The sequence below is a fragment of the Olivibacter sp. XZL3 genome, from assembly GCF_004368405.1.
Taxonomy (GTDB): domain Bacteria; phylum Bacteroidota; class Bacteroidia; order Sphingobacteriales; family Sphingobacteriaceae; genus Olivibacter.
The window spans coordinates 1-24,928 of the sequence record NZ_SBJH01000016.1 but is presented as its reverse complement, the minus strand read 5'-3'; the positions used below and the strand labels follow the sequence as shown (position 1 = coordinate 24,928).

The 24,928-nt window shown below is 43.1% G+C and carries 15 protein-coding genes and 1 pseudogene; 11 read left to right on the top strand and 5 right to left on the bottom strand.

Annotated features, from left to right (window positions below):
• Window positions 1–124 precede the first annotated feature (124 nt).
• Window positions 125–2,314, top strand: a complete 2,190-nt coding sequence (locus tag EPX21_RS05660) for a DUF5703 domain-containing protein (protein ID WP_240768533.1) — start codon at window positions 125–127, stop codon at window positions 2,312–2,314.
• Window positions 2,315–2,416: 102 nt separating this feature from the next.
• Here the strand turns inward: EPX21_RS05660 and rplI are convergent, their stop codons facing one another.
• The 3 genes from rplI to rpsF are packed head-to-tail and all read right to left on the bottom strand — an operon-like array spanning window position 2,417 to window position 3,510.
• Window positions 2,417–2,860: a 50S ribosomal protein L9 gene (gene rplI / locus EPX21_RS05655; RefSeq protein WP_013665625.1), complete on the bottom strand. Its 444-nt coding sequence runs from the start codon at window positions 2,858–2,860 to the stop codon at window positions 2,417–2,419.
• A gap of 18 nt (window positions 2,861–2,878) precedes the next feature.
• Window positions 2,879–3,142 carry a 30S ribosomal protein S18 gene (rpsR, locus tag EPX21_RS05650; protein ID WP_013665626.1) on the bottom strand — a complete coding sequence of 88 codons (264 nt, stop codon included), beginning with the start codon at window positions 3,140–3,142 and terminating at the stop codon, window positions 2,879–2,881.
• The gene (gene rpsF / locus EPX21_RS05645; protein ID WP_134088698.1) at window positions 3,142–3,510 is read right to left on the bottom strand and encodes a 30S ribosomal protein S6; all 369 of its coding nucleotides are present in this window, start codon (window positions 3,508–3,510) and stop codon (window positions 3,142–3,144) included. The genes rpsR and rpsF overlap by 1 nt, the downstream gene beginning before the upstream one ends.
• Window positions 3,511–3,855: 345 nt before the next feature.
• Between rpsF and EPX21_RS05640 the strand changes: the two genes are divergently transcribed.
• The 3 genes and pseudogenes from EPX21_RS05640 to EPX21_RS05630 all read left to right on the top strand — a co-directional run bounded on the left by EPX21_RS05640 (window position 3,856) and on the right by EPX21_RS05630 (window position 10,056).
• Window positions 3,856–5,079, top strand: coding sequence for a hypothetical protein (locus tag EPX21_RS05640; protein ID WP_134088697.1), 1,224 nt, complete (start codon window positions 3,856–3,858; stop codon window positions 5,077–5,079).
• Window positions 5,080–5,181: 102 nt separating this feature from the next.
• Window positions 5,182–8,007: a TonB-dependent receptor gene (locus EPX21_RS05635; protein ID WP_134088696.1), complete on the top strand. Its 2,826-nt coding sequence runs from the start codon at window positions 5,182–5,184 to the stop codon at window positions 8,005–8,007.
• Between the two features lie 259 nt (window positions 8,008–8,266).
• Window positions 8,267–10,056: pseudogene (locus EPX21_RS05630) on the top strand (DNA polymerase III subunit gamma/tau).
• Window positions 10,057–10,074: 18 nt separating this feature from the next.
• Here EPX21_RS05630 and EPX21_RS05625 read toward each other — a convergent pair.
• The gene (locus EPX21_RS05625; RefSeq protein ID WP_134088695.1) at window positions 10,075–10,491 is read right to left on the bottom strand and encodes a hypothetical protein; all 417 of its coding nucleotides are present in this window, start codon (window positions 10,489–10,491) and stop codon (window positions 10,075–10,077) included.
• Window positions 10,492–10,649: 158 nt separating this feature from the next.
• Between EPX21_RS05625 and EPX21_RS05620 the strand changes: the two genes are divergently transcribed.
• The 7 genes from EPX21_RS05620 (at window position 10,650) to EPX21_RS05590 (ending at window position 23,241) form a co-directional block, all read left to right on the top strand.
• Window positions 10,650–12,479 (top strand): 7TM diverse intracellular signaling domain-containing protein, encoded by a 1,830-nt coding sequence (locus EPX21_RS05620; RefSeq protein WP_240768532.1) that lies wholly within the window; start codon window positions 10,650–10,652, stop codon window positions 12,477–12,479.
• Window positions 12,480–12,776: 297 nt separating this feature from the next.
• Window positions 12,777–15,725 carry a TonB-dependent receptor gene (locus EPX21_RS05615; protein WP_134088693.1) on the top strand — a complete coding sequence of 983 codons (2,949 nt, stop codon included), beginning with the start codon at window positions 12,777–12,779 and terminating at the stop codon, window positions 15,723–15,725.
• A 12-nt stretch (window positions 15,726–15,737) separates the two neighbouring features.
• Entirely contained in the window at window positions 15,738–17,219 is a 1,482-nt protein-coding gene (locus tag EPX21_RS05610; protein ID WP_134088692.1) for a RagB/SusD family nutrient uptake outer membrane protein, read from the top strand.
• A gap of 52 nt (window positions 17,220–17,271) precedes the next feature.
• Window positions 17,272–18,702 (top strand): glycoside hydrolase family 30 beta sandwich domain-containing protein, encoded by a 1,431-nt coding sequence (locus tag EPX21_RS05605; RefSeq protein WP_134088691.1) that lies wholly within the window; start codon window positions 17,272–17,274, stop codon window positions 18,700–18,702.
• Between the two features lie 223 nt (window positions 18,703–18,925).
• Window positions 18,926–19,432, top strand: a complete 507-nt coding sequence (locus EPX21_RS05600) for an OmpA family protein (protein WP_134088690.1) — start codon at window positions 18,926–18,928, stop codon at window positions 19,430–19,432.
• Between the two features lie 305 nt (window positions 19,433–19,737).
• Window positions 19,738–21,900: a S9 family peptidase gene (locus tag EPX21_RS05595; RefSeq protein ID WP_206106007.1), complete on the top strand. Its 2,163-nt coding sequence runs from the start codon at window positions 19,738–19,740 to the stop codon at window positions 21,898–21,900.
• A gap of 15 nt (window positions 21,901–21,915) precedes the next feature.
• A complete protein-coding gene (locus EPX21_RS05590) occupies window positions 21,916–23,241 on the top strand; it encodes a M20/M25/M40 family metallo-hydrolase (protein WP_134088689.1) in 1,326 nt (441 codons plus the stop codon).
• Window positions 23,242–24,285: 1,044 nt separating this feature from the next.
• On the opposite strand, the gene EPX21_RS05585 is transcribed toward EPX21_RS05590, so the two are convergent.
• The gene (locus EPX21_RS05585; RefSeq protein WP_134088688.1) at window positions 24,286–24,804 is read right to left on the bottom strand and encodes a DUF1648 domain-containing protein; all 519 of its coding nucleotides are present in this window, start codon (window positions 24,802–24,804) and stop codon (window positions 24,286–24,288) included.
• Window positions 24,805–24,928 lie beyond the last annotated feature (124 nt).

Genomic DNA, 24,928 nt, shown 5'->3' with positions numbered 1-24,928 from the left:
AAATGAAGCAAAAATATTTCATTGTATTACTTTTTTTCTTTGGAAGTTATCCGCCGGTCAAGAAGTAGACCTGAGTTCTTATAATGTTGTATGGAATAGCCAGAGTGTTAATTCGAGTGAATCGATGCCCTGTGGAGGGGGGGACGTCGGCCTCAACGTGTGGTCCGAAAACGATGAGCTGCTGTTTTACATGGCGCGCAGCGGAACCTTCGACGAAAACAATACATTATTGAAACTAGGACGCGTTAGATTGCGCTTATCTCCTAATCCATTTCATGGTGGCACCTTTAAACAGGAGTTAAAGCTTCGGGAGGGGGCCGTATATATTGAAGCGAAGAATGAAGAGATTTCGGCAAAGATCAACTTGTGGGTGGAGGTGTTTGCACCGATCGTTCATGTAGACATTACGGCTGATAAACCGATGCAAGTAACAGCTACTTACGAAAATTGGCGACATCAAGATCGTATTACCAAGGGTAAGGAAAATAACACAAATTCCTATAAATGGGCGCCACCTGGTGATGTCATCACAAAAAGGGATAGGGTAGATTATGAAGGTGTTAATGGGATTTTATTTTATCACCGAAATGGGGACAGTACTGTTTTTGATGTAACCGTGAAACAACAGGGCTTGGATCGTGTTAAAAATCAGTTATTCAATCCTTTGTCGAACTTAACTTTCGGTGGATACCTAGTTGGTGAAGGCATGCAGCAAGCCGGTGAAACTTCAGGCAAATACCAAGATACAGATTATAAGGGATGGTGTCTAAAGAGCGAAAAACTAACAAAAAAACAATCAATCAAAATTTACCTTCACACAAAACAAGAAAAATCGGTAGATACTTGGAAGAAAGAATTGTTGCTCTTGGCTAAAACGAAGAAAGACAAAGAGGCTGCTGTTAAAAACAAAGAATGGTGGAGGGATTTTTGGGATCGAAGTTATATCTGCATCAAGCCGGGGAACAAAGATACTGGCGATGTTGATTGGCAAATGGCCCGGAATTATCAGTTGTTTAGGTATATGCTTGCTTGTAACGCCTACGGTGAGTATCCAACGAAATTTAATGGCGGACTTTTTACCTATGATCCGTCGAGGATAGATACGGCAATGACCTATACCCCTGATTTCAGAAACTGGGGTGGAGGCACCCATACGGCTCAAAATCAACGTTTGGTATACTGGCCCATGCTAAAGAGTGGCGATGCGGATTTAATGAAGCCTGCTTTCGAATTTTATCAACGCATGTTGAAGAACGCAGCGCTACGGACGCAGACCTATTGGGGGCACAAGGGCGCTAGCTTTACCGAGCAAATCGAAAATTTTGGCCTGCCGAACCCCGCTGAATATGGTTGGAAGCGGCCGGCCGATTTTGATCGGGGGATGGAGTATAATGCTTGGTTGGAATATCAGTGGGACACGGTGCTGGAGTTCTGCATGATGGTATTGGAGAGCCATCGATATATCGGTGCTGATATTCGTCCATATGTACCTTTAATAGAAAGCTGTTTACAGTTTTTTGATGAACATTATCAATACCTAGCGAAGAAGAGAGGACGGAAGGCTCTGGATGGAGATGAACATCTTGTGCTTTATCCCGGATCGGCTGCCGAAACCTATAAAATGGCTTACAATGCAAATTCCACCATAGCCGCTTTGAAAACCGTTACGGAAGGATTGTTAGCGCTTTCTGATACATTATTGCTTCCTTCACGAAAGGCCGAATGGAAACAGCTATTATCCCGTATCCCCCCCTTAAGCTATAGGACCATTGAAAGCCATACCCTATTGGCTCCTGCAAAACTATGGGAACGCGTAAATAATACCGAAGCGCCTCAACTGTATCCGGTGTTTCCTTGGGGAATATATGGTGTTGGAAAGAGTGGACTGGACACCGCTCGTAATACCTATTGGTTCGATCCGGATGCGGTAAAGTTTAGAAGCCATTTAGGTTGGAAGCAGGATAACATATTCGCTGCTCGTCTCGGCTTAACCGATGAAGCGTTACGATTAAATCGATTAAAATTAAGCAATGCACCTCGTCGATTTCCTGCGTTCTGGGGGCCGGGTTTTGATTGGGTGCCCGACCATAATTGGGGCGGCTCGGGTATGATCGGTTTGCAGGAAATGTTGTTGCAAACCGTAGGAGATAAAATCTATGTGCTTCCGTCGTGGCCGTTGGCCTGTGATGTAGTGTTCAAGCTGCATGCCCCAAAGCGGACGACCGTTGAAGTGGAAGTGAAGAATGGGAAAATCAAAAAATTAATAGTGAGTCCGGAAAACCGAAGAAAGGATGTCGTTTTACCGGAAGAATAAAAAGTATAAGCTTAAGTACCAATAAGTATAACCTTTGTTTTAGACGTACAAAAAAAGCCCTACACCGGGAGGAGTAGGGCCTTTTTGTTCTTAGGAGGATCCTTATTCTGCTACAACCACAAAAGGAACTTGTACTTTCACTTCCTTGTGTAAGTTTAAGTTAGCGGTATATTCGCCAAGTTCTTTTGGTTCCACATCAAAGGTGATACGACGGCGGTCAACCTCAAAGCCTTCTTTTTTCAAAGCATCAGCGATTTGAATGGTGTTAACCGATCCGAAGATCTTACCGGTTTCTCCTGCCTTAGCGCCTATTGTCAATTTAACAGACTCTAGTTTAGCAGCAAGATCGGTAGCATCCTTTTTAATCTTTTCTTGTTTAAATTGTGCTTGTTTAATGTTTTCTGCAAGCACTTTCTTGGCTGAAGGCGTAGCTAAAATTGCCAAACCTTGAGGAATCAAGTAATTACGACCGTAACCGTTTTTTACTGTTACGATATCATCTTTCTCGCCAAGCTTCTTAATATCTTGTTTTAAAATAATTTCCATGTCGTTCTTACCTCCAGATTATTTTAATGAATCAGTTACATAAGGTAACAAACCAATATGGCGTGCACGTTTCACAGCCTGTGCCACTTTACGTTGGAATTTCAATGAAGTTCCGGTTAGGCGGCGAGGTAAAATCTTACCTTGATCATTTACAAACTTCAATAAAAAGTTTGCATCCTTGTAATCGATATATTTAATACCATTCTTTTTGAAACGGCAATATTTCTTACGGTTATCCTCTACTTTAGGGGCAGTAACGTATTGAATTTGCTCTTTTGCCATTATTTTGCTACCTCCTCAGTTTTCGTTTCAGGTTTTTTATTGAAAGCACCACTGCGCTTTTTCTCATTGTAAGCAATCGCATGCTTATCCAATGAAATGGTAAGGAACCGCATTACGCGCTCATCACGTTTGTATTCAAGTTCCAGTTTGCTAATTACTTCACCCGGAGCCTTAAATTCTGTTAGGTGATAGAACCCTGTTGTTTTTTTCTCAATAGGGTACGCCAATTTTTTCAAACCCCAATTATCCTCGTGGATAATTTCGGCTCCGTTCTCAGTAAGGATGTTTTTGAATTTGGTAATTACCTCTTTCGCAACTTCTTCTGATAACAACGGGGTAAGAATTACTACGGTTTCGTATTGTTGCATTTCGTTAAAAAATTTGTTATTGTAAAATCCGCATAAAACGGAGGGCAAAGATAAGTATAAGATTTGTAACAAGCAAGTGCAGTGCTTGTTGTTTTTTTGCTGATCATCAACTGATAAGGACAACGTAACTTTATGATTGAATTTCTTCTCTATGTTAAGAAAAAGCGCATGTGTGGTTACTCTTTCCTCTTTTTTATGTGTCTGTATACTAGCATATTATCTTGTATTTTAATATTATATTAATGTTTATATAATAAAAAATTGATTTAAAAAACATCTTCACTTTACATTAAAGGAGGTTCTTTGTAAAAAAAACGAGGACAGAATAATCTTAAATTACACATTATGAAAAAGTTTTTATTACCCTTTTTAAGCGTTTTTGTGCTAGGCTTTGCAGCGAGCTGTAGTAACGATGACGATCCGACACCTACGCCGCCAACAGAGCCAGGGGAAGAGATTGTGAAGTCGGGCATTCTTACAGAAAATGAAACCTGGACAGCTGACAATATTTATATATTAGATGGCCGTGTTGTTGTGAATGAAGGTGTTACTTTGACTATTGAACCTGGTACGATTATTAAGGCAGAGGGTGAACAAGGAGCTAATGCTTCCGCTTTAATTGTAGACCGTGGCGGTAGACTGCTGGCAGAAGGTACTACAGAAAATCCGATCATTTTTACTTCAGTTGATGATGGAATTGGAGTTGGTGAAAAAGAGAGTACCCTGCCTGTTGAAAGTGCCGGACTATGGGGAGGTGTTATTTTGTTGGGTAATGCGCCTATTTCGGTAGCTAATGCAGAAGGCGTAGCATATATAGAGGGAATTCCTGCAGGCCTTAGCTACGGTGAATATGGAGGAACGAATGCCGCAGATGACTCCGGTGTATTGAGATATGTTTCTATTCGTTATAGTGGTGTAGCTTTAGAAAATGACAGCGAAATCCAAGGTTTAACCTTAGGTGGTGTAGGTAGCGGAACAACGATCGAAAACATCGAAATCTTTTCAAACAATGATGATGGTATTGAATGGTTTGGTGGGACGGTTAATGTAACTAATGTACTTGTTTATGGTCAACAAGATGATGGTTTAGATATTGATCAAGCCTATTCAGGTACCATTAACAATGCTTATGTTTTGATGACCCAAAATTCGGGAAGCGGTTTGGAAATTGACGGACCGGAAGGAAATCCTACTGGTTTATTTACTATGCGAAACGTGACCATTGATATGGGTAATTTCGAAAGCAAGTTGATTGCTGATTTCCGTAGCAGAGCAATGGGACACTTGGAAAACATTTTTGTGACCAACATCAATGCAACCGGTTCTACGGTTAATATAAACGATGCAGAAACCGCAGCGAACTTAAATGCAGATCAATTGACCTTTTCCAACTGGGTATTGAACGCTCCGGAAGGCGTGACGATTGCAGGTTTATTTACTTCCGCTGAAAATGCGGCAGCTGATGCAAGCAAATTCACAAACAATGCAGCTGTGGGCACAGAAGGTGGAGCTGATTTATCTGTTTTCGGCTGGACTTATACAAGCTCTTTGGGCGTAGGTGCACTATAACGACTATTTTCATAAAAGTATCCGAATCCATCTTCCAAGCACATGATGTAAACTGGAAGGTGGATTTTTTATGGAAACCATACTATTTTAACTAAAACATTAATGAACAAGTTTTATTTTTTGTCACTTATACTGTTTCTGTTGACGCCAATGTTGCTCTTCGCACAGCAAAGCAGTATCCATGGACAACTAGTGGATGAAGGATCGAATGCTCCCTTACCGGGGGTAAGTGTGAATGTAGTAGGTGGCACACAAGCTACAAAATCAGATTTTGAAGGAGATTACACGCTTCAATTGGCTCCAGGCGTATATACGCTTCGCTTTAGTTATATCGGCTATGCGAGTAAAGAAATAACAGATGTGAAAGTAGAAGCAGGGAAAGCGACAACAGTGAATGTTGCCCTGACTTCTTCTTCCGAAGAATTGGAAGAAGTGGTGATTTCCGTTTCGGCCCGACGTAATACAGAAAGCTCGCTTTTGGGTGTCCGTAGGAATTCGGCTATTGTAATGGATGGTTTGTCCTCACAAGCCATTGTGCGTTCAGGAGCAAGTAATATCGCCTCCGCCGTGCGCGTTGTTCCCGGTGTCTCGGTTCAAGACGGAAAGTATTTATATGTCAGAGGTCTTGGTGATCGCTATACTAAATCTATTCTTAACGGTGTGGATATTCCAGGTCTGGACCCTGATAAGAACACCGTACAAATGGATATTTTTCCTACCGGAGTGTTGGAAAATGTGGTGGTTATGAAATCTGCTTCAGCAGAATTGCCCGCTGATTTTACCGGTGGTGTCGTTGATATTGTAACCAAAGATATCCCCGCAGAAAAGGAAATAGGTCTTTCGTTCTCTTTGGGTTATAATCCGAATATGCACTTTAAGGACAATTTTGTGACCTATCAGGGAAGTGGCACGGACTTTCTTGGATTCGACAATGGTGATCGCAAACTTCCCGTTGCAAAGACATACAGTATCCCAAGGCGTACCGGCAGTAATAACGAAGCTTTGGAAGGCGTAACGCGATCATTCAATCCCTTAATGGCGGCTGAACGGAAGCAGAATAACTTGCCGGATATGAATTTGGGCTTTAACTATAATAATCAGTATGACCTTTGGGGTAACAAATTAGGTCTGATTGGTGTAGTAAACTACAGAAGAACTACTTTGTTCTACGAAGGCTTTGAAAACGGAATTTATTGGAGACCAAATCAGTCGGATCAAAGTTCGGAGCTGCGTGAGGACCGTCGTAATTTCGGTGATTTAGGCGAAACAGATGTGCTTTTGTCAGGAATGTTGGGGTTGAACTATAAAACCGATCGTTCAAAATACAGCTTAAATTTATTGCATATCCAAAATGGTGAGTCTAGTGCCGCTCTATATAATCAGACCGTGCGGATCGCTAATTCCGATGACCGATTTAAGCATACACTAAACTACAGTCAGCGTTCGATTTCTAACTTGTTATTAAGTGGTAAACATAGTAACGAGGACGCTAATTTTATTACCGAATGGAAAGTTTCACCTTCTTTGGCGAAGGTAGGTGACAAAGATATACGAACTTCTACTTTTTTAGTAAATCGGAACGGTACTTTTACGATGAATTCGGGAACGGGTATGCCAAGTCGCATTTGGCGGGATCTCGAGGAGTTTGATGTAGTGGGCAAACTTGACTTTACCAAAAAGATGCAGCTGTTCAATCGCGACGCGTCGCTCAAGTTCGGTGGTCTGTATAGTTATAAGCACCGTGATTATTCGATTAACGAATATACGCTGTACGGTGTCAATTTCGACTTTGCTTCACTGGACGGCGATCCGAATCGGCTTTTATTACCTGAAAATATCTGGACGCCGCAAACTAATAGAGGGGTCTATATGACGGGGAACTATCAGGCTGCTAATGTGTTTGAAGCTGCTCAGCATACACGGTCACTCTATGTTTCAGGCGAATTCAAGCCTGCAGAAAATGTTAAGGCTATTGTCGGTTTAAGAGGGGAGCAATATGTTTCTTATTTTACCGGTGAAGACATTGATGGGACGGATGTTTACGATAATGAAAAGACGATTGATAAACTTGATTTGTTTCCTTCGTTGAATTTGGTGTATAATGTAGTTGATAACCATAATTTACGTCTTTCTTATTCGCGCACTACCGCAAGACCTTCTTTTAAGGAGCTTTCTGTAATCCAAATTTATGACCCCTTGACTGATACGCGTTTCTTAGGTAATATTGATTTAAAACCAACCTACATCAATAATATCGATTTGCGCTATGAAATCTTCGGTGATCAGGCAGAGATGGTAGCGGTAAGTGGTTTTTACAAAAAATTCACCGATCCAATAGAATTGCAAGCTTTTTCAGGTTCTGCTCCATCACAGTTTACACCACGTAATGCTCCTTCAGCAAATGTATACGGCTTTGAAGTAGAAGCGCGAAAAAACTTTGGCTTTATTTCGGAAGGTCTCCGTAATCTGAGTTTAAATCTGAATGTCTCGGTCGTTGAGTCGGAGATTGAAATGACAGATAATGAATACTCACAACGCCTCTCTTTTGCGCGTGAAGGGCAAGAGATTTCTAGAAAACGGCAATTGCAAGGGCAATCGCCTTACCTGATTAATGCTGGATTGAGCTATAATAATGTAGACAACGGGCTAGAAGCGGGGGCATTTTATAATGTGCAAGGTAAAACCCTGGAAATTATCGGTGCCACAAGCAGTCCGGATGTATATGCAAAGCCTTTTAACAGTTTGAACTTTAACGTTTCTAAAAGAATTGGAAAGGATTTTAAAGCGGGTACCATCAATCTAAAAGTAGATAATCTTTTGGATGCAAAACGTCTTAGTGTTTATCAAGAATACCTGGCAACTGATCAGATTTATTCGCTGCGTAGACCAAGACGAACTTTTACGATTGGTTACAGTTACAACTTTTAAGATATATAAGATTGGTCTTTTTAAAGGTGCCTCATTTTTTGAGGCGCCTTTTTTCATAGAATAGATGTCCGTCTAGCTGATAAGTTTAAGTCCCCAAAAAATAGCAAACTTTTTTTTAAACCCATTTGCACTATGGTGTTTCGTCTTTTAGTAAGTGAATTCGTTGCGTTGCCATGAGTTGAGTGGCCCTCGTCCGTTGGCGTGTTAGCAAGAGCGTCATGCCGTTTATTTTCACGTTAAATTTCGTACCTTCGCATCGATGGATAATTTTATTGTTTCTGCGCGTAAATATCGGCCTTCAACCTTTGAAACGGTAGTTGGACAACAACACATTACTGGAACGCTTAAGAATGCCATTAAGAATAGTCAACTGGCACAGGCCTTTCTGTTTTGTGGACCAAGGGGGGTGGGGAAAACCACCTGTGCCCGTATTTTAGCAAAAACAATCAACTGTCAGAATCTAACAACGGAAGTAGAGGCTTGTGGCACCTGTGATTCATGCAGGTCGTTTCAGAACGGTAATTCTTTTAGTATCCATGAATTAGATGCGGCGTCTAATAATTCAGTGGATGACATACGGAGTTTGATTGAGCAAGTACGGATTCCTCCACAAACAGGGAAGTACAAAATCTACATTATTGATGAGGTACACATGCTTTCCACACAGGCCTTTAATGCCTTTTTGAAAACGTTGGAGGAGCCGCCGGCATACGCCATTTTTATTTTAGCAACCACAGAAAAACACAAAATACTTCCGACCATCCTATCGCGGTGTCAGATTTTTGATTTTAATCGGATTAAAGTAGAGCATATTGCACGGCATTTAGCCGGTATTGCCACCAAAGAAGGGGTGGCTTACGATCAAGATGGTTTACATCTTATCGCGCAAAAAGCGGATGGGGGGCTTCGCGACGCCTTGTCGATGTTCGATCAGATTGTCAGTTTTTCCAATAAAAATGTCAGTTACCAGGCTGTTATTGACAATCTGAATATTTTAGATTACGACTATTATTTTAAGTTGACAGATGCCATTTTATCCGAAGATGCGGTAAATGCACTGTTGGTTTTTGACGAAGTACTTGGCAATGGTTTCGACGGCAGTCATTTTATTTCGGGTTTGGCCTCCCATTTTCGAAATCTATTGGTGGGTAAGGATGCCAACACGCTCAAATTGCTGGAGGTCAGCGAAAATATCCGTCAGCGTTATTTAGAACAGGCACAACAGGCAGAAGTAGGGTTGTTACTCTCCGCGTTAAATATCGCCAATCAATGCGAGATTAACTATCGAACCAGTAAAAACCAGCGACTTCAGGTAGAGCTTGCATTACTGAAAATGTGTCATATCCTGTCGGCCATCCAGTTCAATAAACTACCCATTGAAATGACTAACCGGCCGGAGCCGGTAAAAAAAAAGCTGATACCTTAAACACAGACGCTTCAGCAAGCTCGTCTTTAACCAAGGAAACACCAAAGCAAGCCTTAGAGCAGGCGCCAGTGGAGCGACCTGTTAATCCAGTTGCAGCTCCGACACCGCAGGAACCCGCGGTGCAGCCTAAAGTGAAGATACCAAGCTTTAGGGATATGAAATTGTCGGCATCCGTTCCGAGCTTAAATGACGTATTCAAAGACAAAAAGGAAGCGGATTCGAATGCCGAGCCGGAATATATTTCGGGTGCGGATAGGCAAGCCTTTACCTACGATGATTTCTTGAAAGTGTGGCATGCCTTCGCTGACAAGGCGAAAGCAGAAAGCAAAATCACGCTTTTCACCTTAATGACGGCGAACCCTCCAAAACTTCGAGACGACTTTAAAGTAGAAGTAACTGTAGAAAACGCGATTCAGGAAAATCTGCTATCTATTTCAAAGATCGATATACTGAACGAGTTGCGAGTCAAACTGAAAAATTTCTCCATTGACCTCATTCCGGTGCAAGCGGAAACGAATGTGGTACGTAAACCCTACACAAACCAAGAAAAATACCAAGCGATGCTTGCTAAAAATCCCTTGGTAGATAAATTGAGGCAGGAGTTTAACTTAGGTTTCGATTAACTCGCATTAACAACGATTCTATGGTTCCCGCTTTGGATAGCCCTCTTCATCTAAATCATCGCGCTCATCTTCCGGTGTTTCGGCCAACTTTTCGTCTTCTTTACTGAGGCGGGTTATTTTTCCGCTATCAATATGCATACCTAGGCTTTCCACATCTGTTTCGAGTGATTTGTTTGGGTCATACTCGTCTCCAACATATTGATTTGCTTCGTCCCAATCGGAATTATCATCTTCCCCTTGTGGAGCCGCTGTGTCATAAGGGTCCTCGTGTTGATATTCCCGCTCCTCGTTAGGGAAATCCTTCGTATCCGGATCAATATCGTACTCAAAGCTGTCTGCCTCTTCGTTATAGCGTAGATTCTCTATGTTGCCTCTATCAGCCTGGTCATTTTGAATCTCTTCGTTTTTCTTAATATTCGGTTTATCCTTATTCATAATATCTTTCTTAAATCACTACTATACAACAGTCGATTTAAAAATAGGTTTGTTAAAAAACGTTATGTCAGGAAGCTGTATCTTTGTTTATGTTTGATCGATGGTTGCGTCTTACCAGATTTTTGATTCTTGTTAGTTTATGCGGAATTTCCTTCCATATGCATGCACAGCAGTCGGTGGTGCTTACAGACAGTTTGCGCCAGCATATGTTCACCTTTGGTCAGCTGAAAACTTTAATAGACACCACAGGGCGGTTGACTTTTAATCAAATTCGAAAGTCATCTATTGATTCGGCGTTTACCCTAAACAGAAGCAGCACACCTCAGAATACAAAAATAAACGATTACTATTGGTATAAGCTACGCATTAATCATCAGGATACGAAGCAAAAGCTTTTTGTTTTGGAGTTTTTCGATCAAACCATTGACCAGATCGACGCCTACATTCCCGTTAGTGCAGACCGCTATACGCGGATTCTATTGGGAGACGAGCTAAACTTTTCTTCACGGCCTTTTAAACATAAGAATTTTGTTATTCCGCTATATGACGAACTACAGGGAGAATACGACTATTATTTCCGGATCAAATCGTCCCAGTTGGCCGATGTGATTGTTGTGCTCCGATCTATCGATTATTTCGTGGGATATGCGTTGGGTGAGTATTTCAGCTTTGGTGTATTCTATGGTATGATCTTTATATTTTGCTTTTACAACATGGTTATGTTTTTTGCCGTAAGGCAAAGAGCCTATCTTTACTATGTTTGTTACCTGTTATGCGTTGCACTATTTGAGATGTGCACGGATGGTATAGCGTACCAATACCTGTGGCCGGGCCTGTCGAATTGGAATCAGTTCGCTTTTGGTGTTGTTTTATGTTTAATGAGTGTATCCGCCTTACTGTTTACCCAACGGTTGTTATTACTTCAGCGGAAAGCACCACGACTGCACAGGTTCATTTCTTCCGTTATCGTTTTACGACTGCTGTTTTTTGCTTATTGCCTATTTTTCGATAAGAATCTTTTCAATTATAAATTTTTGGAAGCAATTCCACTCGTCGTGGCATTTGGCTCGGGAATTTATATTTGGTTGACAGGCTACCGCCCTGCCCGTTACTTTGTAATCGGCTACGGTTTCCTGTTCTTCGGCTACCTTGTCAAATTTCTGATTATGCTCGGATTTACCTGGTTGAATTTCGGGGTGGTTTCCTATTACATATTAAGTTTCTGCTTTATCATGGAAATGACCTTTCTGTCGCTTGCGATAGGCGACCGAGTGCGCGTACTTAAATATAGTCGCGATCGAGCTCAACAGCTTACGATTAACCAAATGAAAATCAATCAGCAGCTAAAAGATAATATCAATAAAGAGCTGGAGACGAAGGTGAAAGCGCGGACGCAGGAGCTTTTGGAGAAATCAGCCATTATAGCGAGGCAAAATGAAGCGCTTTCTGCAGCCAATCAAACGCTTCAGGAGCAGCGTGACGAAATAAGTCGCATCAATGCACTACTTAATAAGGACAACGAAGAATTGAAAGAAAACGTGGAACAGGTGACACGTGCCCGGGTCCTTTCAACCGGTGTTCCATTTGAAGAATTCAGTAAGCTCTATCCCGACCAAGAAAGTTGCCTGAAATTTTTAGCTGAATTAAAGTGGCAAAAGGGCTATCAGTGTAAGAAATGCGCTTCAAATACCTTTTATCCGGGGCACTTGCCCTATAGTCGACGTTGTACGAGCTGCGGCTACGAAGAATCCCCTACGGCACATACGTTACTACAAAATGTTCGCATTCCCATCAATAAATCTTTTTACCTCATTTATTTGATATACTCCACGAAGGGAAAAATATCTTCCCATAAATTATCCGACATTTTAGCCATCAGACAAAGCACCTGCTGGGCGTATAGCAAAAAGATAAAACAGCAAATAGAAGAAAAGAAGCTCGGCTTTAGTAAGTCGAACGATCAAGGTTGGAGCGAACTGCTTTTCTAGCGCGCGAAACTGTTTTGCTAAATTTATAAAAAAACGTTGCGGTAAGGAAGCGTATCATAGTGTGTTTTGTACACATCATTTGTTTAACTCGTTAACGTCTTGAAAAACAGCTGGTCAAAATGGTAATCGCTTCTGGTATTAAAGCGTATCAATTTTATTGTAAAATACTAATTATCAGCAATTTAGATGTTTTAGTATTTGTTTTTTAACAAATTTCCTCTCTATATTTGCTTCGGCATTTGAAAGGAATATGCCAGCTAACAATAAACAATTTTAATTACACCAATTTATTAAACTATGTCGAGGAATTTTTTACTAATGATTTTCCTGTTTTTTGCCTTCACCTCTGTGTACGCGCAAGAATCAAGCGTGCGAGGTGTGGTAAAAGATGTGTCTGGGGAGGCCCTGCCAGGCGTATCTGTTAGGGTAAAGGGGGGAGCAGGTGGTACAACGACCGACGGAAATGGCCAGTTTACATTGCGGGCTCCCCGCAATGCTGTTTTGGTTTTCTCATATATCGGCTACCAAATGAAGGAAGAAGCGGTGCAGGGTGAGGGCCTTGCGGAAGTCACACTTCTTCCCTCCAACCAAGAACTGGATGAAGTAGTTGTTGTTGGTTATGGTACGCAACGAAAAGGCGATATTACAGGAGCGGTAGGCGTCGTCTCGCAGGAGGCCTTTGAATCCCGGCCCAATACGCAGTTTGGAAGTATCCTGCAAGGTAAAACGGCTGGGGTGCAGGTATCTTCACCGGGGGGTAAGCCTAACGCAGGACTCAATATTCGAATCCGTGGAACCAGTTCGATCACTTCCAGTAGTGATCCGCTTTATGTTGTAGACGGCGTTCCTATTGCAGATACGCGCTCGATTAACCCGGCCGATATCGAGAGCATGTCGATTTTGAAAGACGCTTCTTCGGCGGCCATTTATGGTGCACAAGGAGCCAATGGTGTTGTACTGATTACAACCAAAAAAGGAAAGGAAGGAAAAACGCGGGTTGATTTGAATGCTTATACCGGTTTTTCCTCCGTATGGCGGAAATTGGATGTGTTGAATGCCACTCAATATCGGGAACTCATGACCGAGCTTGGGAGGAATACAGATTGGGACCGGTACACCGAAAATACGAACTGGCAGGACGAAGTGTTTCAGAAGGGTGCTTCACAGAACTATCAGTTGGCCTTTTCAGGAAAAAGTAACCGAACGAATTATTACATCTCGGGTGGCTGGATGAAACAAAAAGGTGCGGTTCGGAGCTCGGAGATGGACCGTTATAACTTTAAAGTCAATTTACAACAGGAGGTGAACAACTGGCTGACGCTCGGTACCAATGTAGGTTATACGCGTTATCACGACGTAGATGTTGCCGACAATCAAGCGGTGAACCAAGGGGGCGTGATTATGGGCATACTGTCTACTCCGCCAAATATCGGTATATACAATGCAAACGGCACCTTTACCAGCAATCCTTTTCAAGATTGGGAAAATCCGATTGCCTTTACAGACGGCTCCGAGAGAGGCTATAGAAACCAACGCGTTATCGGAAATGCTTACGCGGAAGTGACTTTTTTACCGGGACTGAAATTCCGTAGCAACTTTGGTATTGATGCGGGCAGTGGCGTATACGAGTATTTCCTAGATCCAATTCGAACCAGTTATGGGCGTGCGCAAGAAGGAATCGGGCGCTATAATACCGATCAGCGGAATTATTGGATAGCCGACAATACCCTCACTTACAATAAACAGATTGACAAGCATAACTTTGGCGCTTTGTTAGGGATGGTGGCCCAGAAAACGCAATGGGAAAACAGTGAAATAGAACGTACCGGATTCTCAGGCACGTCAATTACCACCCCGAATGCCGGTTCTGTAATACGTATCGCCAATGTCGCCAAGCGGGAAAAAGCGAATGCGTCTATTATTGGGCGTGTAAATTACGACTTTGATGGTAAATACCTGTTCACTGCAAACTTCCGTGCTGATAACAGTTCCAATTTCGGGTCAGAAAACAAATGGGGGTACTTTCCGTCTTTTTCTGCTGGATGGCGCTTATCAAAAGAAGCTTTCCTAAGCGAGGTTTCTTGGTTAGATGATTTGAAACTACGCGCGGGCTGGGGAATTGTAGGAAATGACAACGTGGGGGAATATGCGTACTGGGGTAGAGTAGCGAGCGACGCCAATTATCCCTTTGGCGGTGCCATATCACCGGGTACCCGACCGTCAACCTTACAGAATGATAATTTGAAATGGGAGGAAACCAAGCAAACAAATATCGGTGTCGATCTGAGTGTACTGGGAGCAAGACTAAATTTTAGCGCCGATGCGTACCTGAAGAAGACAAACGACTTATTACTTAATGTTCCGGTGCCTCGCGCAACAGGCTTTGATTATGTATTGCAAAATGCGGGTGCTTTAGAGAACAAAGGTTTGGAGTTTCAGGTTAGCTCCAGGAATTTAGTGGGCGAATTCAAATGGGAGACCGATTTGAATTTATCGATCAACCGCAATAAAGTGACCGATTTAGCAGGAACAACGGTCTTTGGTGCAAACATTTCGGGAAGAGGAGATTTGAGTTATACTACCGTAGGCAATCCGATCGGTATGTTCTATGGCTATGTGTTCACAGGAGTAGATCCACAAACAGGGGATGCCTTATACCTGAGGAATGACGGAACGACTTCCAATACGCCTTCGGTAGATGATCGTCGGATTATAGGGAACCCGAACCCCGATTTCATTTACGGATTGACCAATACCTTCAGTTATAAAGATTTTGGTCTCAGTATCTTTTTACAAGGCAGCCAAGGAAACGATATTTATAACGGCACGCGGGTAGAAACCGAAGGGATGATCGATGCGAAAAATCAAACGGTAGCTGTACTCGACCGGTGGAAGTCGGTAGGGCAGGTGACGGAGATACCACGTGCCGTTCCGGATAATACCAATAATTCCCGCAACTCCACCCGCTTTGTTGAAAATGGCTCTTACTTGCGGGTAAAATCGGCAACATTGAGCTATAATTTGCCGCAAACCTGGCTTAGCAAAGTAAAACTAAGCAATGTGAAAGTATATGTAACCGGCGAAAACCTGTTCACGATCACCAGCTATAAGGGTTTTGATCCGGAAGTCAACGCATTTACGAATACTAATGATGGCACACAGAATAAAAATACATTTGTGGGAATTGATTACGGTACTTATCCGCAAACCCGTAATGTGATTTTTGGTTTGAATGTTTCATTTTAAAGAAAGACGAACATGATAAAACGATATATAACCGTTGGTATGGCGCTCGCCCTTTTCGCGACGAGCCTTATTTCCTGCAATAAGTTTACCGACCTCGCGCCGATTTCCGAAGCTACTAACGAGAACGCTTATACGACCGCAAAGGAGGCGGAGGCTGCATTGACAGGCGCTTACGATGCCCTGCAGCAGGAGTACTACGTGTGGGATAATGTCATATTCAGTGATGTCATCTCTGATAACTATTATGCCGGAGGAGACAATCCCGAAATATTTGCAGTTGACAAATTGGAAATCGTACCTACTAATAGTCGCTTGTTTACCAACTGGGGGCAGATTTATGGAGGGATTGCCAGGGCAAATACCGTTTTGGAAAAGGTGCCCGGTATTGAGGATCCACAGTTGGATGCGGGAGATCGGCGGAATCAGATTTTAGGAGAAGCCTATTTTCTCAGGGCCTTTCATTACTTCAATTTGGTAAAGCTTTTTGGCGGTGTGCCATTGATCCTGGTACCTGTTGAGGCCAGTAAGACGGAAGAATATATTATTCCGCAGTCGACAGAGGTACAAGTATATGATCAAATTATAGCGGATTTAGAGCAGGCTGCGGCGATGCTGCCGGATACTTTTTCTGATGAGGGCAGTATTAACAAAGCGCGGGCCACTAAAGGAGCAGCAAATGCTTTGTTGGCAAAAGTTCATGCGCAACGGCCGGATAGAGACTATAACCGTGTGCTGACTTACTGCGATGAAGTCATAAACAGTGCTGCAAACTACCGTTTGCTCGACGATTTTTCGGCCTTGTTCGACGGGGCACATTATAATAACGCCGAGTCGATTTTGGAGGTTCAATATGTGGGCGCTCCCGAAGGCAATTTTGGTCCGCAAATGTTGTTGCCGCCATCTTTAAGTGGCGATACTTGGCGGAAATTTGTCACACCGTCCCATGATCTGGTAAATGCTTTTGACAGTGAATCGGATGTGGTGCGAAAAAACAGTAGCATCTTATTTGAGCAAGTAGATTGGTTGGACGAGTTTTGGGGAAATCAGGCTGGGAGTGAAGTTCCTTTTGCTTATAAATGGAAAAATGCCAGTGGTTGGGCCAGCTCCAACAGGCAATATCTATTACGGTTAGCCGATATTATTTTGCTTAAGGCTGAGGCCTTAAATGAATTAGGTAGGACGGTCGAAGCTAGGGAGGCCTTGAACCAAATTCGCCAAAGGGCGCAGATTACGCCTTCGCAAGCTGTTAGCCAAACGGATTTACGTGTGGCGATATTGAAAGAGAGACGACTGGAATTATGTCAGGAAGCGCAGCGGTGGGACGACTTGAAGCGTGCAGGATTAGCGGTCGAAGTAATGAACGGATTGAATGAAATTGATTTACGGACAAATCAACCGGTGAATTATAATATGACTGCTGAGAAATTAGTATTGCCAATACCACAGCAGGAAATAGATCGAAATACAGAATTGACCCAAAATACAGGATATTAATTTTTCTATCAGCTGTCTCGGTTCTGCGAGACAGCTTGCTTAATTTTTAGCTATGCAATTTGATAAACAACTTTTAACCTTACTCTTTTTTCTCTCGCTTTTGTCTTGTGCGCAAAATGCGTCAAAAGAGAGGAGCGAAGAAAAGGTGGAGGCTGATGGTGATAAAATAACTTATTATTTAACCAAAGGCGATCGATCGGCGCTACTACAAAAACTTCAGACTTCCTTTACAGACCAAGACAACGCAGCGAAAAGAATATCCCTAGATTCAACACAAACGTTTCAGGAAATCGATGGTTTCGGCTATACGCTAACTGGCGGAAGTGCCGATCTGATAGCCTCTCTGCCGGAAGCGAAACAGGATAGTTTGTTAGAAGAGCTTTTTTCGGATAAAGAGCAAGCCATCCGGGTAAATTATTTACGTGTAAGTATTGGCGCCTCCGATTTAAGTGCCAGCACATTTACCTATAACGAAATGCCGGCAGGGCAAAGCGACCCCTCGCTGAAACACTTCTCCATTGCCGAGGAGAAGAAGTCACTCATACCGGTGTTAAAGAAAATCATAGCGATCAATCCGGCTATCAAAATCTTGGGTTCACCTTGGACAGCTCCTACTTGGATGAAAACGAACGGTGCTTTTAAAGGAGGGAGCTTGAAAAAAGAGTACTATGCAAGTTATGCGCAGTATTTCGTTAAATATATTGAGGCTATGAAAAGTGAAGGTATCGTGATAGATGCCATTACCATTCAGAACGAGCCCTTGCATCCCGGTAATACGCCTAGCATGTACATGGAAGCAAAGGACCAAGCGCTGTTTATTAAGACGGCTTTAGGACCAGCGTTTGAGGCTGCCGGTATTAAAACTAAAATAATTGTTTACGATCACAATGCGGATCGGCCCGACTACCCAATGGAAATTTATGCCGATAAAGAGGCTTCAAAATATGTAGATGGCGCGGCCTTTCACTTATACGGCGGTAAAATCGAGGCGCTATCAACGGTGCACGACGCATTCCCGGATAAGAATCTCTACTTTACGGAACAATGGGTAGGAGGGCCGGGAAACTTTGCCGAAGACTTAAAGTGGCATGTTTCTACCCTTATTATTGGAGCCACGCGCAATTGGAGCCGTAATGTGCTTGAATGGAATTTGGCTGCAGACGCGAACTACAATCCTCATACGCCGGATGGCGGTTGCACAAGTTGTTTGGGAGCCTTGACGATCGATGGCGATCAGGTGAGCCGTAATGTCGCTTTTTATATTATCGGACATGCCTCTAAGTTTGTGCCTACCGGCTCCAAACGCATTGCCTCCACGCTGGCCGACAGTTTGCCGAATGCTGCATTTTTAACACCGCAGGGAAAAAAGGTGTTAATTGTGGTAAATGAAGCCGCGCAAGAGCAAAGCTTTACGATTGAAGACGCGAAACGGTATGCTAGCCTTAGTTTACCAGGGGAGTCTGTCGCAACTTTTGTTTGGTAAACGCTAATTCGTTTATGTTTTATCGAAAAGTTTGTTTTTCATGCTTCTTTTGAGTTATTTTACCCTTTGTTAAACGGGCTATAATTGTTGTTCGGATACATGCAGAGGGCCTAGAAATAAACGTATATCGATGAGAGCTGCCAAGGCATTACTATTCAAAAAAGAAGGAGTAGTCAAGCCGCTCAGGCAAGTTTCATCATCATTAAAAAACAAATGAATATCGATGAAAATTAACAAATTGGTTTTGGTTGTTGCATTAGGTGCAGCTGCATTTTTTACAAGTTGTAAGAGCAAAAAACTCATTGTGAATGATGGCGCGGAGGTTATCAATTCCACTCCTTCGGATGAAATTGAAGGCGGTACCGTTTCCAGGACGAACGAAGGCGTTGTACTAACTTTCGAGTCGGATGTTCTGTTTGCAACCAACTCTTCTTACTTATCCGAAAAAGCAAAGGTAACGATGAAGAATATGGTGGCTTATATTAACAAAAATTATCCGAACGCACAGATACAGATTAACGGCCATACCGATTCAACCGGTGAAGCAGATTACAATCAATGGTTGTCGGAAAAGCGGGCCGCTTCCGTAAAGGCCTATGCCGTTTCCTTGGGATTAAACGACGCGAATGTGAAAACCAAGGGTTATGGTAAAAGCAAACCGGTAGCGAGCAACAGTACCGCAGAAGGCCGGCAAAAAAACAGAAGAGTCGAAGTGATCATATTGAAGTAGCTTCGACTATTAGCCTTTAGCTTTAGGCTTATTGCTTTATGCTAAAGGCTAGCTTTTAAATTCCATTGGCCGTAATGGTTATCTCCTTATAATTTCCTCATCCCCTCTTGTTGTGTCAATACTGTTCGATGCTCAATAAGCATGAAGTGGCTTATTATACCCTGCTTTCATGCAATCATATGACGGTTTATTGCGCTTGGGCGACAAACGGGATCAAAAAACACTGAGTTTTTGTAAAAAACAAAGTACATATCGGTCTTTTTTTGTCTTTTTTCCTTACTTTCCTGTCGTAATTCATTCGTATTATGATAAAAAGACTACTTGTATTCAAAATTACATTCCTTATCGCTGCTGCGGTTTCTGCACAAGAGGTTTCGCCGTCCATTGAAGTAACAGATATGCTTCAAATTCAGCGTGTCACCCATCTGGACATTTCGACAGATAAGAAGCTTCTTCTTTTTAATCTTCAGAAGATTAAGGAAAGGGAGGGCGACTCTGGTAACTACGAATATGACAACCAACTGTGGATGGCAAAAAACGAACAGCCCTACACCTTGAGGCAGCTTACCTATAGCGAGCAAAGGGCAAGTCAACCCACTTTTAGTCCAGATGGTAAAGATATTCTCTTCGTTCGGACAGTTAAAGGCAAATCGCAACTGTTCTTAATGTCCTTATCGGGCGGAGAACCCATGCAACTTACTGACTTCAAATATGGAGCCACTGAGCCAAAATGGAGCCCGGATGGGACAAAGATCATCTTCACCGCTTCGATAAAAATAGATGAGCTGTTAGCCGATAGCCTATTAAGTTCGCCCGATAAATTCCCTTTGTGGCTGAGTGAGAAGCCCGGATTTTCAGATAATACTTATCTCGGAAAAACGAAAGACAAAGCCGACCCCAATGGAAATATGGCTGAAATTAGGGCTTATCTCAGGCAGAATGAACGCGCGCATAAAGCAAAAGTAATTAACAAGCTGCAATTTCAGGGGGAGGCCTCCACGTCGAGCGATATGCAGTTTTCGCATCTCTTTGTTATCGATGTATCGAACCGATTATCGCCGACAAAGCCAAAAGCGGTGACCTCCGGTTTCAACAGCTATAACGATCCATATTTTTGCAGTAACAACGAAGTGTTGGTGAACGCGAAGCTGAATGATACAGAGTTTCCTGACCGGGTTTTGGAGAGCGCCATTTATAAAATAGACCTAAGGGGTGGTAGCAAGCAAACGTTGATAGGAGAAAAAGAGCGTTCGTTTAGAATCGGCTCGGTGTCTCCATCTGGTAAATACCTCGTCTATAGCGAGTCGGCGGTAGGCACACCTAATGTGCCGAAAGTGTTTGTGAGAGCTTTAAAGGATGGTAGGGATCTGATTTCTATTCCCTTGGATAGAAATATGAATAATTTTAAATGGACGCCGAAAGAAGAGGAAGTCTACTTCACCGCGCAAAGTAATGGAGGCGTTCCACTTTATAAATTTTCGCTGAAAGGAACAAAATTGGAAAAGCTTTCGAGTGAAGATGCCGGGGTTGATGATTATGTGATAGGCGAGAAAACATTGGTTTACGCCAAGACGAGCGTAGAAAATCCCTGTGAGTTAGCCGTGGCCGACCTGAACATGAAACAAGCAAAGGTCGTCAGTTCGTTCAATACAAATTGGCTGAACGGGAAAAAGCTGAGTTTACCGGAAAAGCACATTTTTAAAAATGATGAGGGAATGGACGTTGAATATTGGGTGATGAAGCCGGTAAATTTCGAGGAAGGAAAAAAATATCCGCTATTGCTTGAAATTCACGGTGGACCAAGTGCAATGTGGGGGCCTGGCGAAAGTAGTATGTGGCACGAATACCAGTTTTTTTGTGCGAAGGGTTACGGCGTGGTGTACAGCAATCCGAGAGGTTCTGGCGGCTACGGTGAAAAATTTCTAAGGGCGAACATGGATAATTGGGGCAAGGGACCCGCATCCGATGTTTTAGAGGCTTTAGACCGTACGGTAGCCGAAGGTTGGGCCGACACCAGTCGGCTGTTACTTACCGGTGGGTCGTACGCCGGATATTTGGTAAGTTGGATTATCGGGCACGATCAGCGATTTAAAGCAGCATGCAGCCAGCGTGGCGTATACGACTTAAAAACCTTTTTCGGCGAGGGAAATGCCTGGCGGCTGGTGCCTAATTACTTTGGCGGATATCCTTGGGAAGAGAGAACCATGCGGGTGATTGAAAGGGAATCGCCCATCAATTATGTCGAAAATATAAAGACTCCCTATATTATTTTTCATGGTGAACAGGATTTGCGCACCGGAGTGATACAGAGCGAAATGCTCTATAAAAGCCTGAAAGTATTGGGCAGACCGGTAGAGTACGTACGGCATCCGGGAGCCACACATGAAATTACCCGAAGTGGAGATAATAGGCAGCGGATCGATCAGATGCTGCGGACCTATGAGTTTTTTGAACGTTTTATTAATTAACCCTAAACATTGATCATGAATCCAAACAAGAAAGTAAAGGCGACCGGTTTTATCGCGCTTATGCTTACATTAAGTGTCTCTCAAGTGGAAGCGGCGTACATGCGTGCTGATCGCCAAGACAGTCTTGCACAACCGCAATATGTTAAAGAAATTGTCAAGCTTAGCAGCAACGCGAAGGTAAAAAAGGCCTTTGCAACGATTGCTGATTTAGAAGCTGAAACGAGGGCCAACCATATCTTATTGACGGAGATTCCGGCGCCGCCTTTTAAAGAGGAGCGGCGTGCTAAAAAATTTGCTGAGATGTTACGTGTTGTGGGAGCTGATTCTGTTTGGATAGACGCAGCGGGTAATGTGATTGCAAAACGTAAAGGAGCGAAGGGAGGAAAGACTATCCTCATTGAAGGCCACCTTGACACGGTTTTCCCTGAAGGGACAGACGTGAAGGTGGAAACCCGCGGAGACACCCTTGCTGCGCCGGGGATAGGCGATGATACCCGCGCGCTGGCGGTATTGCTTACCATGCTGAAAGCGATGAACGCCGTAGAAATTCAAACCGAAGCCGATGTGTTGATTGCCGGAACCGTAGGGGAAGAGGGCCAGGGCGACTTAAGGGGCATGAAGCAGCTGTTTGGCAAAGACGGATTAAAAATTGATGCGCATATCGCCATTGATGGTACTTCCACCGATCGGATTGTGAATAGAGGGGTAGGATCGCACCGTTACCATATCGCCTATAAAAGTGACGGTGGGCATTCTTATGGCAGTTTCGGAATGGTAAATACGCATGTTGCATTGGGTAAAGCAATTGCCTATTGGAGTCAGGATGCCGAGGCCTATATTGCGCAACCCGGCCCGAAGACGACATACAGCGTAAGTGTGATCGGAGGCGGCACCTCGGTAAACTCTATTCCTTTTGAGGCTTGGATGGAAGTGGATATGCGCTCGGAAAGCGACGAGCGTTTGCAAAAGGTGGATGGATACCTTCAATCGGCTTTACAGAAGGCGCTGAAAGAGGTGAACGAGGGGAAGAAATTTGGGAACGATTTGACATTGGAAGTGAAAATGATGGGGAACAGACCCTCTGGGGGCGGAGAACTAACCGCTCCCCTTACACAACGGATGATGGCCGTTATCCAGCAGAGCGGCGGAACGCCTAAACTTAGCGCAAGCTCTACGAATGCCAATGTGCCTTTGTCACTCGGAATCCCGTCGATAACGATCGGTGGTGGTGGACTGGCCCATGGAGCGCATTCCCTCGGCGAATGGTTTGTGAATAAAGACGGGAAGGTCGGTATTCAAAATGCGCTCCTTATTCTTTTGGCAGAAGCGGGTTTGAACTAGTGAGTAGGGCTTTTATTGGCGGATATTCCTTGGAACTGCTCCGAAGCAATGGAAGAACAGGAACATAGGAGGGCCGTTATACCTATACTAAATGACGGGTGGACCTGAGGCGGGGATAAGGTGGATTAGATGTGGACTTGAGGAGGAGTTTCTCATTTTCTGGCGGATGTCTTAGGTAGCTTCTGGGGTGCTTTCGTTGTAAAAGCGGTATCGGCGCTGTTCGTGCTTCGTTGGGCTTCCTTGCTGTGGCGGTTCTGTACCTACTTCTGTTAGGGATTGCGATGTAACCGGCTGGATTGGTTTTACTGCTGGAATAGTACTAACCGTGTGGCAAGTATATGATCTCTATCAAGAATCTAAACAGAATTGATAACAAAAAATACATTTTTTCGGCTGACCGGCTTATTGGCTGGTCAGCCGAAAAAAGTGAGGAATGATATGATCAAATTTATTTACGAATACTTTTATGTATGTTTTTTACACCACTCAAATAAAAAAATGTCTCTTCCGTGGCTTAGTGCCATTGGCATGATAGCAGGATCCTTTACAGCAATAACAATGATTCTGCTCCGGCTTATAGGTTTGTTAGAGCCTTTTATGGACATGTTTGATGTTTTTTTTGGTCAGTCTGCGGGCGCAAAAAAAGGTGGCAGATATCTATTTTCCATCGTATTAATATCCCTAATCTTTTATGTATGTTATCACGTGATCTTTAACATAGCGGGGGCTTCAAAAGAGACAGGTCTGACTGATCGCTTTCAGTTTGAACCGACCCAGCGCGACAAATTCTTTTATTGGGCTGTTTTTTCTTTGCCATTTATAATAGCTTTGGTTATCGCGTATATATGAGTTAAAAGAGCGGGGCCACCAATAGCTTTACCTTGCGTTTACAAGTTCAGGAACATCCTGTAGTTCGAGTACCATTTCTCACAGATGGCCTTCAGAAAGGTCATTCCCTTCACCAATTTGTTCATCCGTATAACAGCTCTTCAAAATCAAAATAACCACCGAAGCCGAAATCGAAGCAAAATAGCACTCCTTTTCCTACATCCCACTTTTTTTGGTGAACAAGTAGTAAAAAATAGGGGCCATAAACACGTAGGGTAATAAACTTATTAACCAATTGAAAGCCGAATTACGGTAATCTTCCGAGTTGGCTACGCTAAGTGTGCTCAGCAATAAAAATACGGCTACGACAAGAAATTTCCATAATTTCAGGTTGGTGGCAGCCTTCCGGTATTGGAACTCTGCGTTTTCGGGAGTTATTTCATCAAGGTAGTTCAGGTAACGGGGGAAGAAGCTTGCCAGCGTTAAAACTCCGTACAACACGGTCGCATAGGCAGGGAGCGTTGTAAGTGTCTCTTTCTCGCCGTAACTGTCCGGACTTCCGGCAAGATTAAAGTGCGTGGCGACTTTTCCGTTGATAAGCTGCTGAAAATATATTACAAATCCCCAATAGGACAACAGGAGTAATCCACCGAAGAATTCAACCATTTTGTCATTAAACCTCATCTTCAGCTTCACATCCGGCCGTTTAAGCATGGGTCTTTTCCTATCGATCATATTCGCTTTTTTCTATTAAAACTTATTTGGAAATATTTTCCATCTGTAATCTTCCCTTAAAACAGCTACGATTATTAATGTAGTTTTATAATTTAGGGGTAATGAAAAGAAGTAAGTTTAGCGA

Coding starts and splice junctions, on each gene's coding strand:
- EPX21_RS05660 (WP_240768533.1), top strand. CDS start 125: ATGCCCTGTGGAGGGGGGGACGTCGGCCTCAACGTGTGGTCCGAAAAC.
- rplI (WP_013665625.1), bottom strand. CDS start 2,860: ATGGAAATTATTTTAAAACAAGATATTAAGAAGCTTGGCGAGAAAGAT.
- EPX21_RS05640 (WP_134088697.1), top strand. CDS start 3,856: ATGAAAAAGTTTTTATTACCCTTTTTAAGCGTTTTTGTGCTAGGCTTT.
- EPX21_RS05605 (WP_134088691.1), top strand. CDS start 17,272: ATGCAATTTGATAAACAACTTTTAACCTTACTCTTTTTTCTCTCGCTT.
- EPX21_RS05625 (WP_134088695.1), bottom strand. CDS start 10,491: ATGAATAAGGATAAACCGAATATTAAGAAAAACGAAGAGATTCAAAAT.
- EPX21_RS05620 (WP_240768532.1), top strand. CDS start 10,650: ATGCATGCACAGCAGTCGGTGGTGCTTACAGACAGTTTGCGCCAGCAT.
- EPX21_RS05595 (WP_206106007.1), top strand. CDS start 19,738: ATGATAAAAAGACTACTTGTATTCAAAATTACATTCCTTATCGCTGCT.
- EPX21_RS05590 (WP_134088689.1), top strand. CDS start 21,916: ATGAATCCAAACAAGAAAGTAAAGGCGACCGGTTTTATCGCGCTTATG.
- rpsF (WP_134088698.1), bottom strand. CDS start 3,510: ATGCAACAATACGAAACCGTAGTAATTCTTACCCCGTTGTTATCAGAA.
- EPX21_RS05600 (WP_134088690.1), top strand. CDS start 18,926: ATGAAAATTAACAAATTGGTTTTGGTTGTTGCATTAGGTGCAGCTGCA.
- EPX21_RS05635 (WP_134088696.1), top strand. CDS start 5,182: ATGAACAAGTTTTATTTTTTGTCACTTATACTGTTTCTGTTGACGCCA.
- EPX21_RS05615 (WP_134088693.1), top strand. CDS start 12,777: ATGTCGAGGAATTTTTTACTAATGATTTTCCTGTTTTTTGCCTTCACC.
- rpsR (WP_013665626.1), bottom strand. CDS start 3,142: ATGGCAAAAGAGCAAATTCAATACGTTACTGCCCCTAAAGTAGAGGAT.
- EPX21_RS05585 (WP_134088688.1), bottom strand. CDS start 24,804: ATGATCGATAGGAAAAGACCCATGCTTAAACGGCCGGATGTGAAGCTG.
- EPX21_RS05610 (WP_134088692.1), top strand. CDS start 15,738: ATGATAAAACGATATATAACCGTTGGTATGGCGCTCGCCCTTTTCGCG.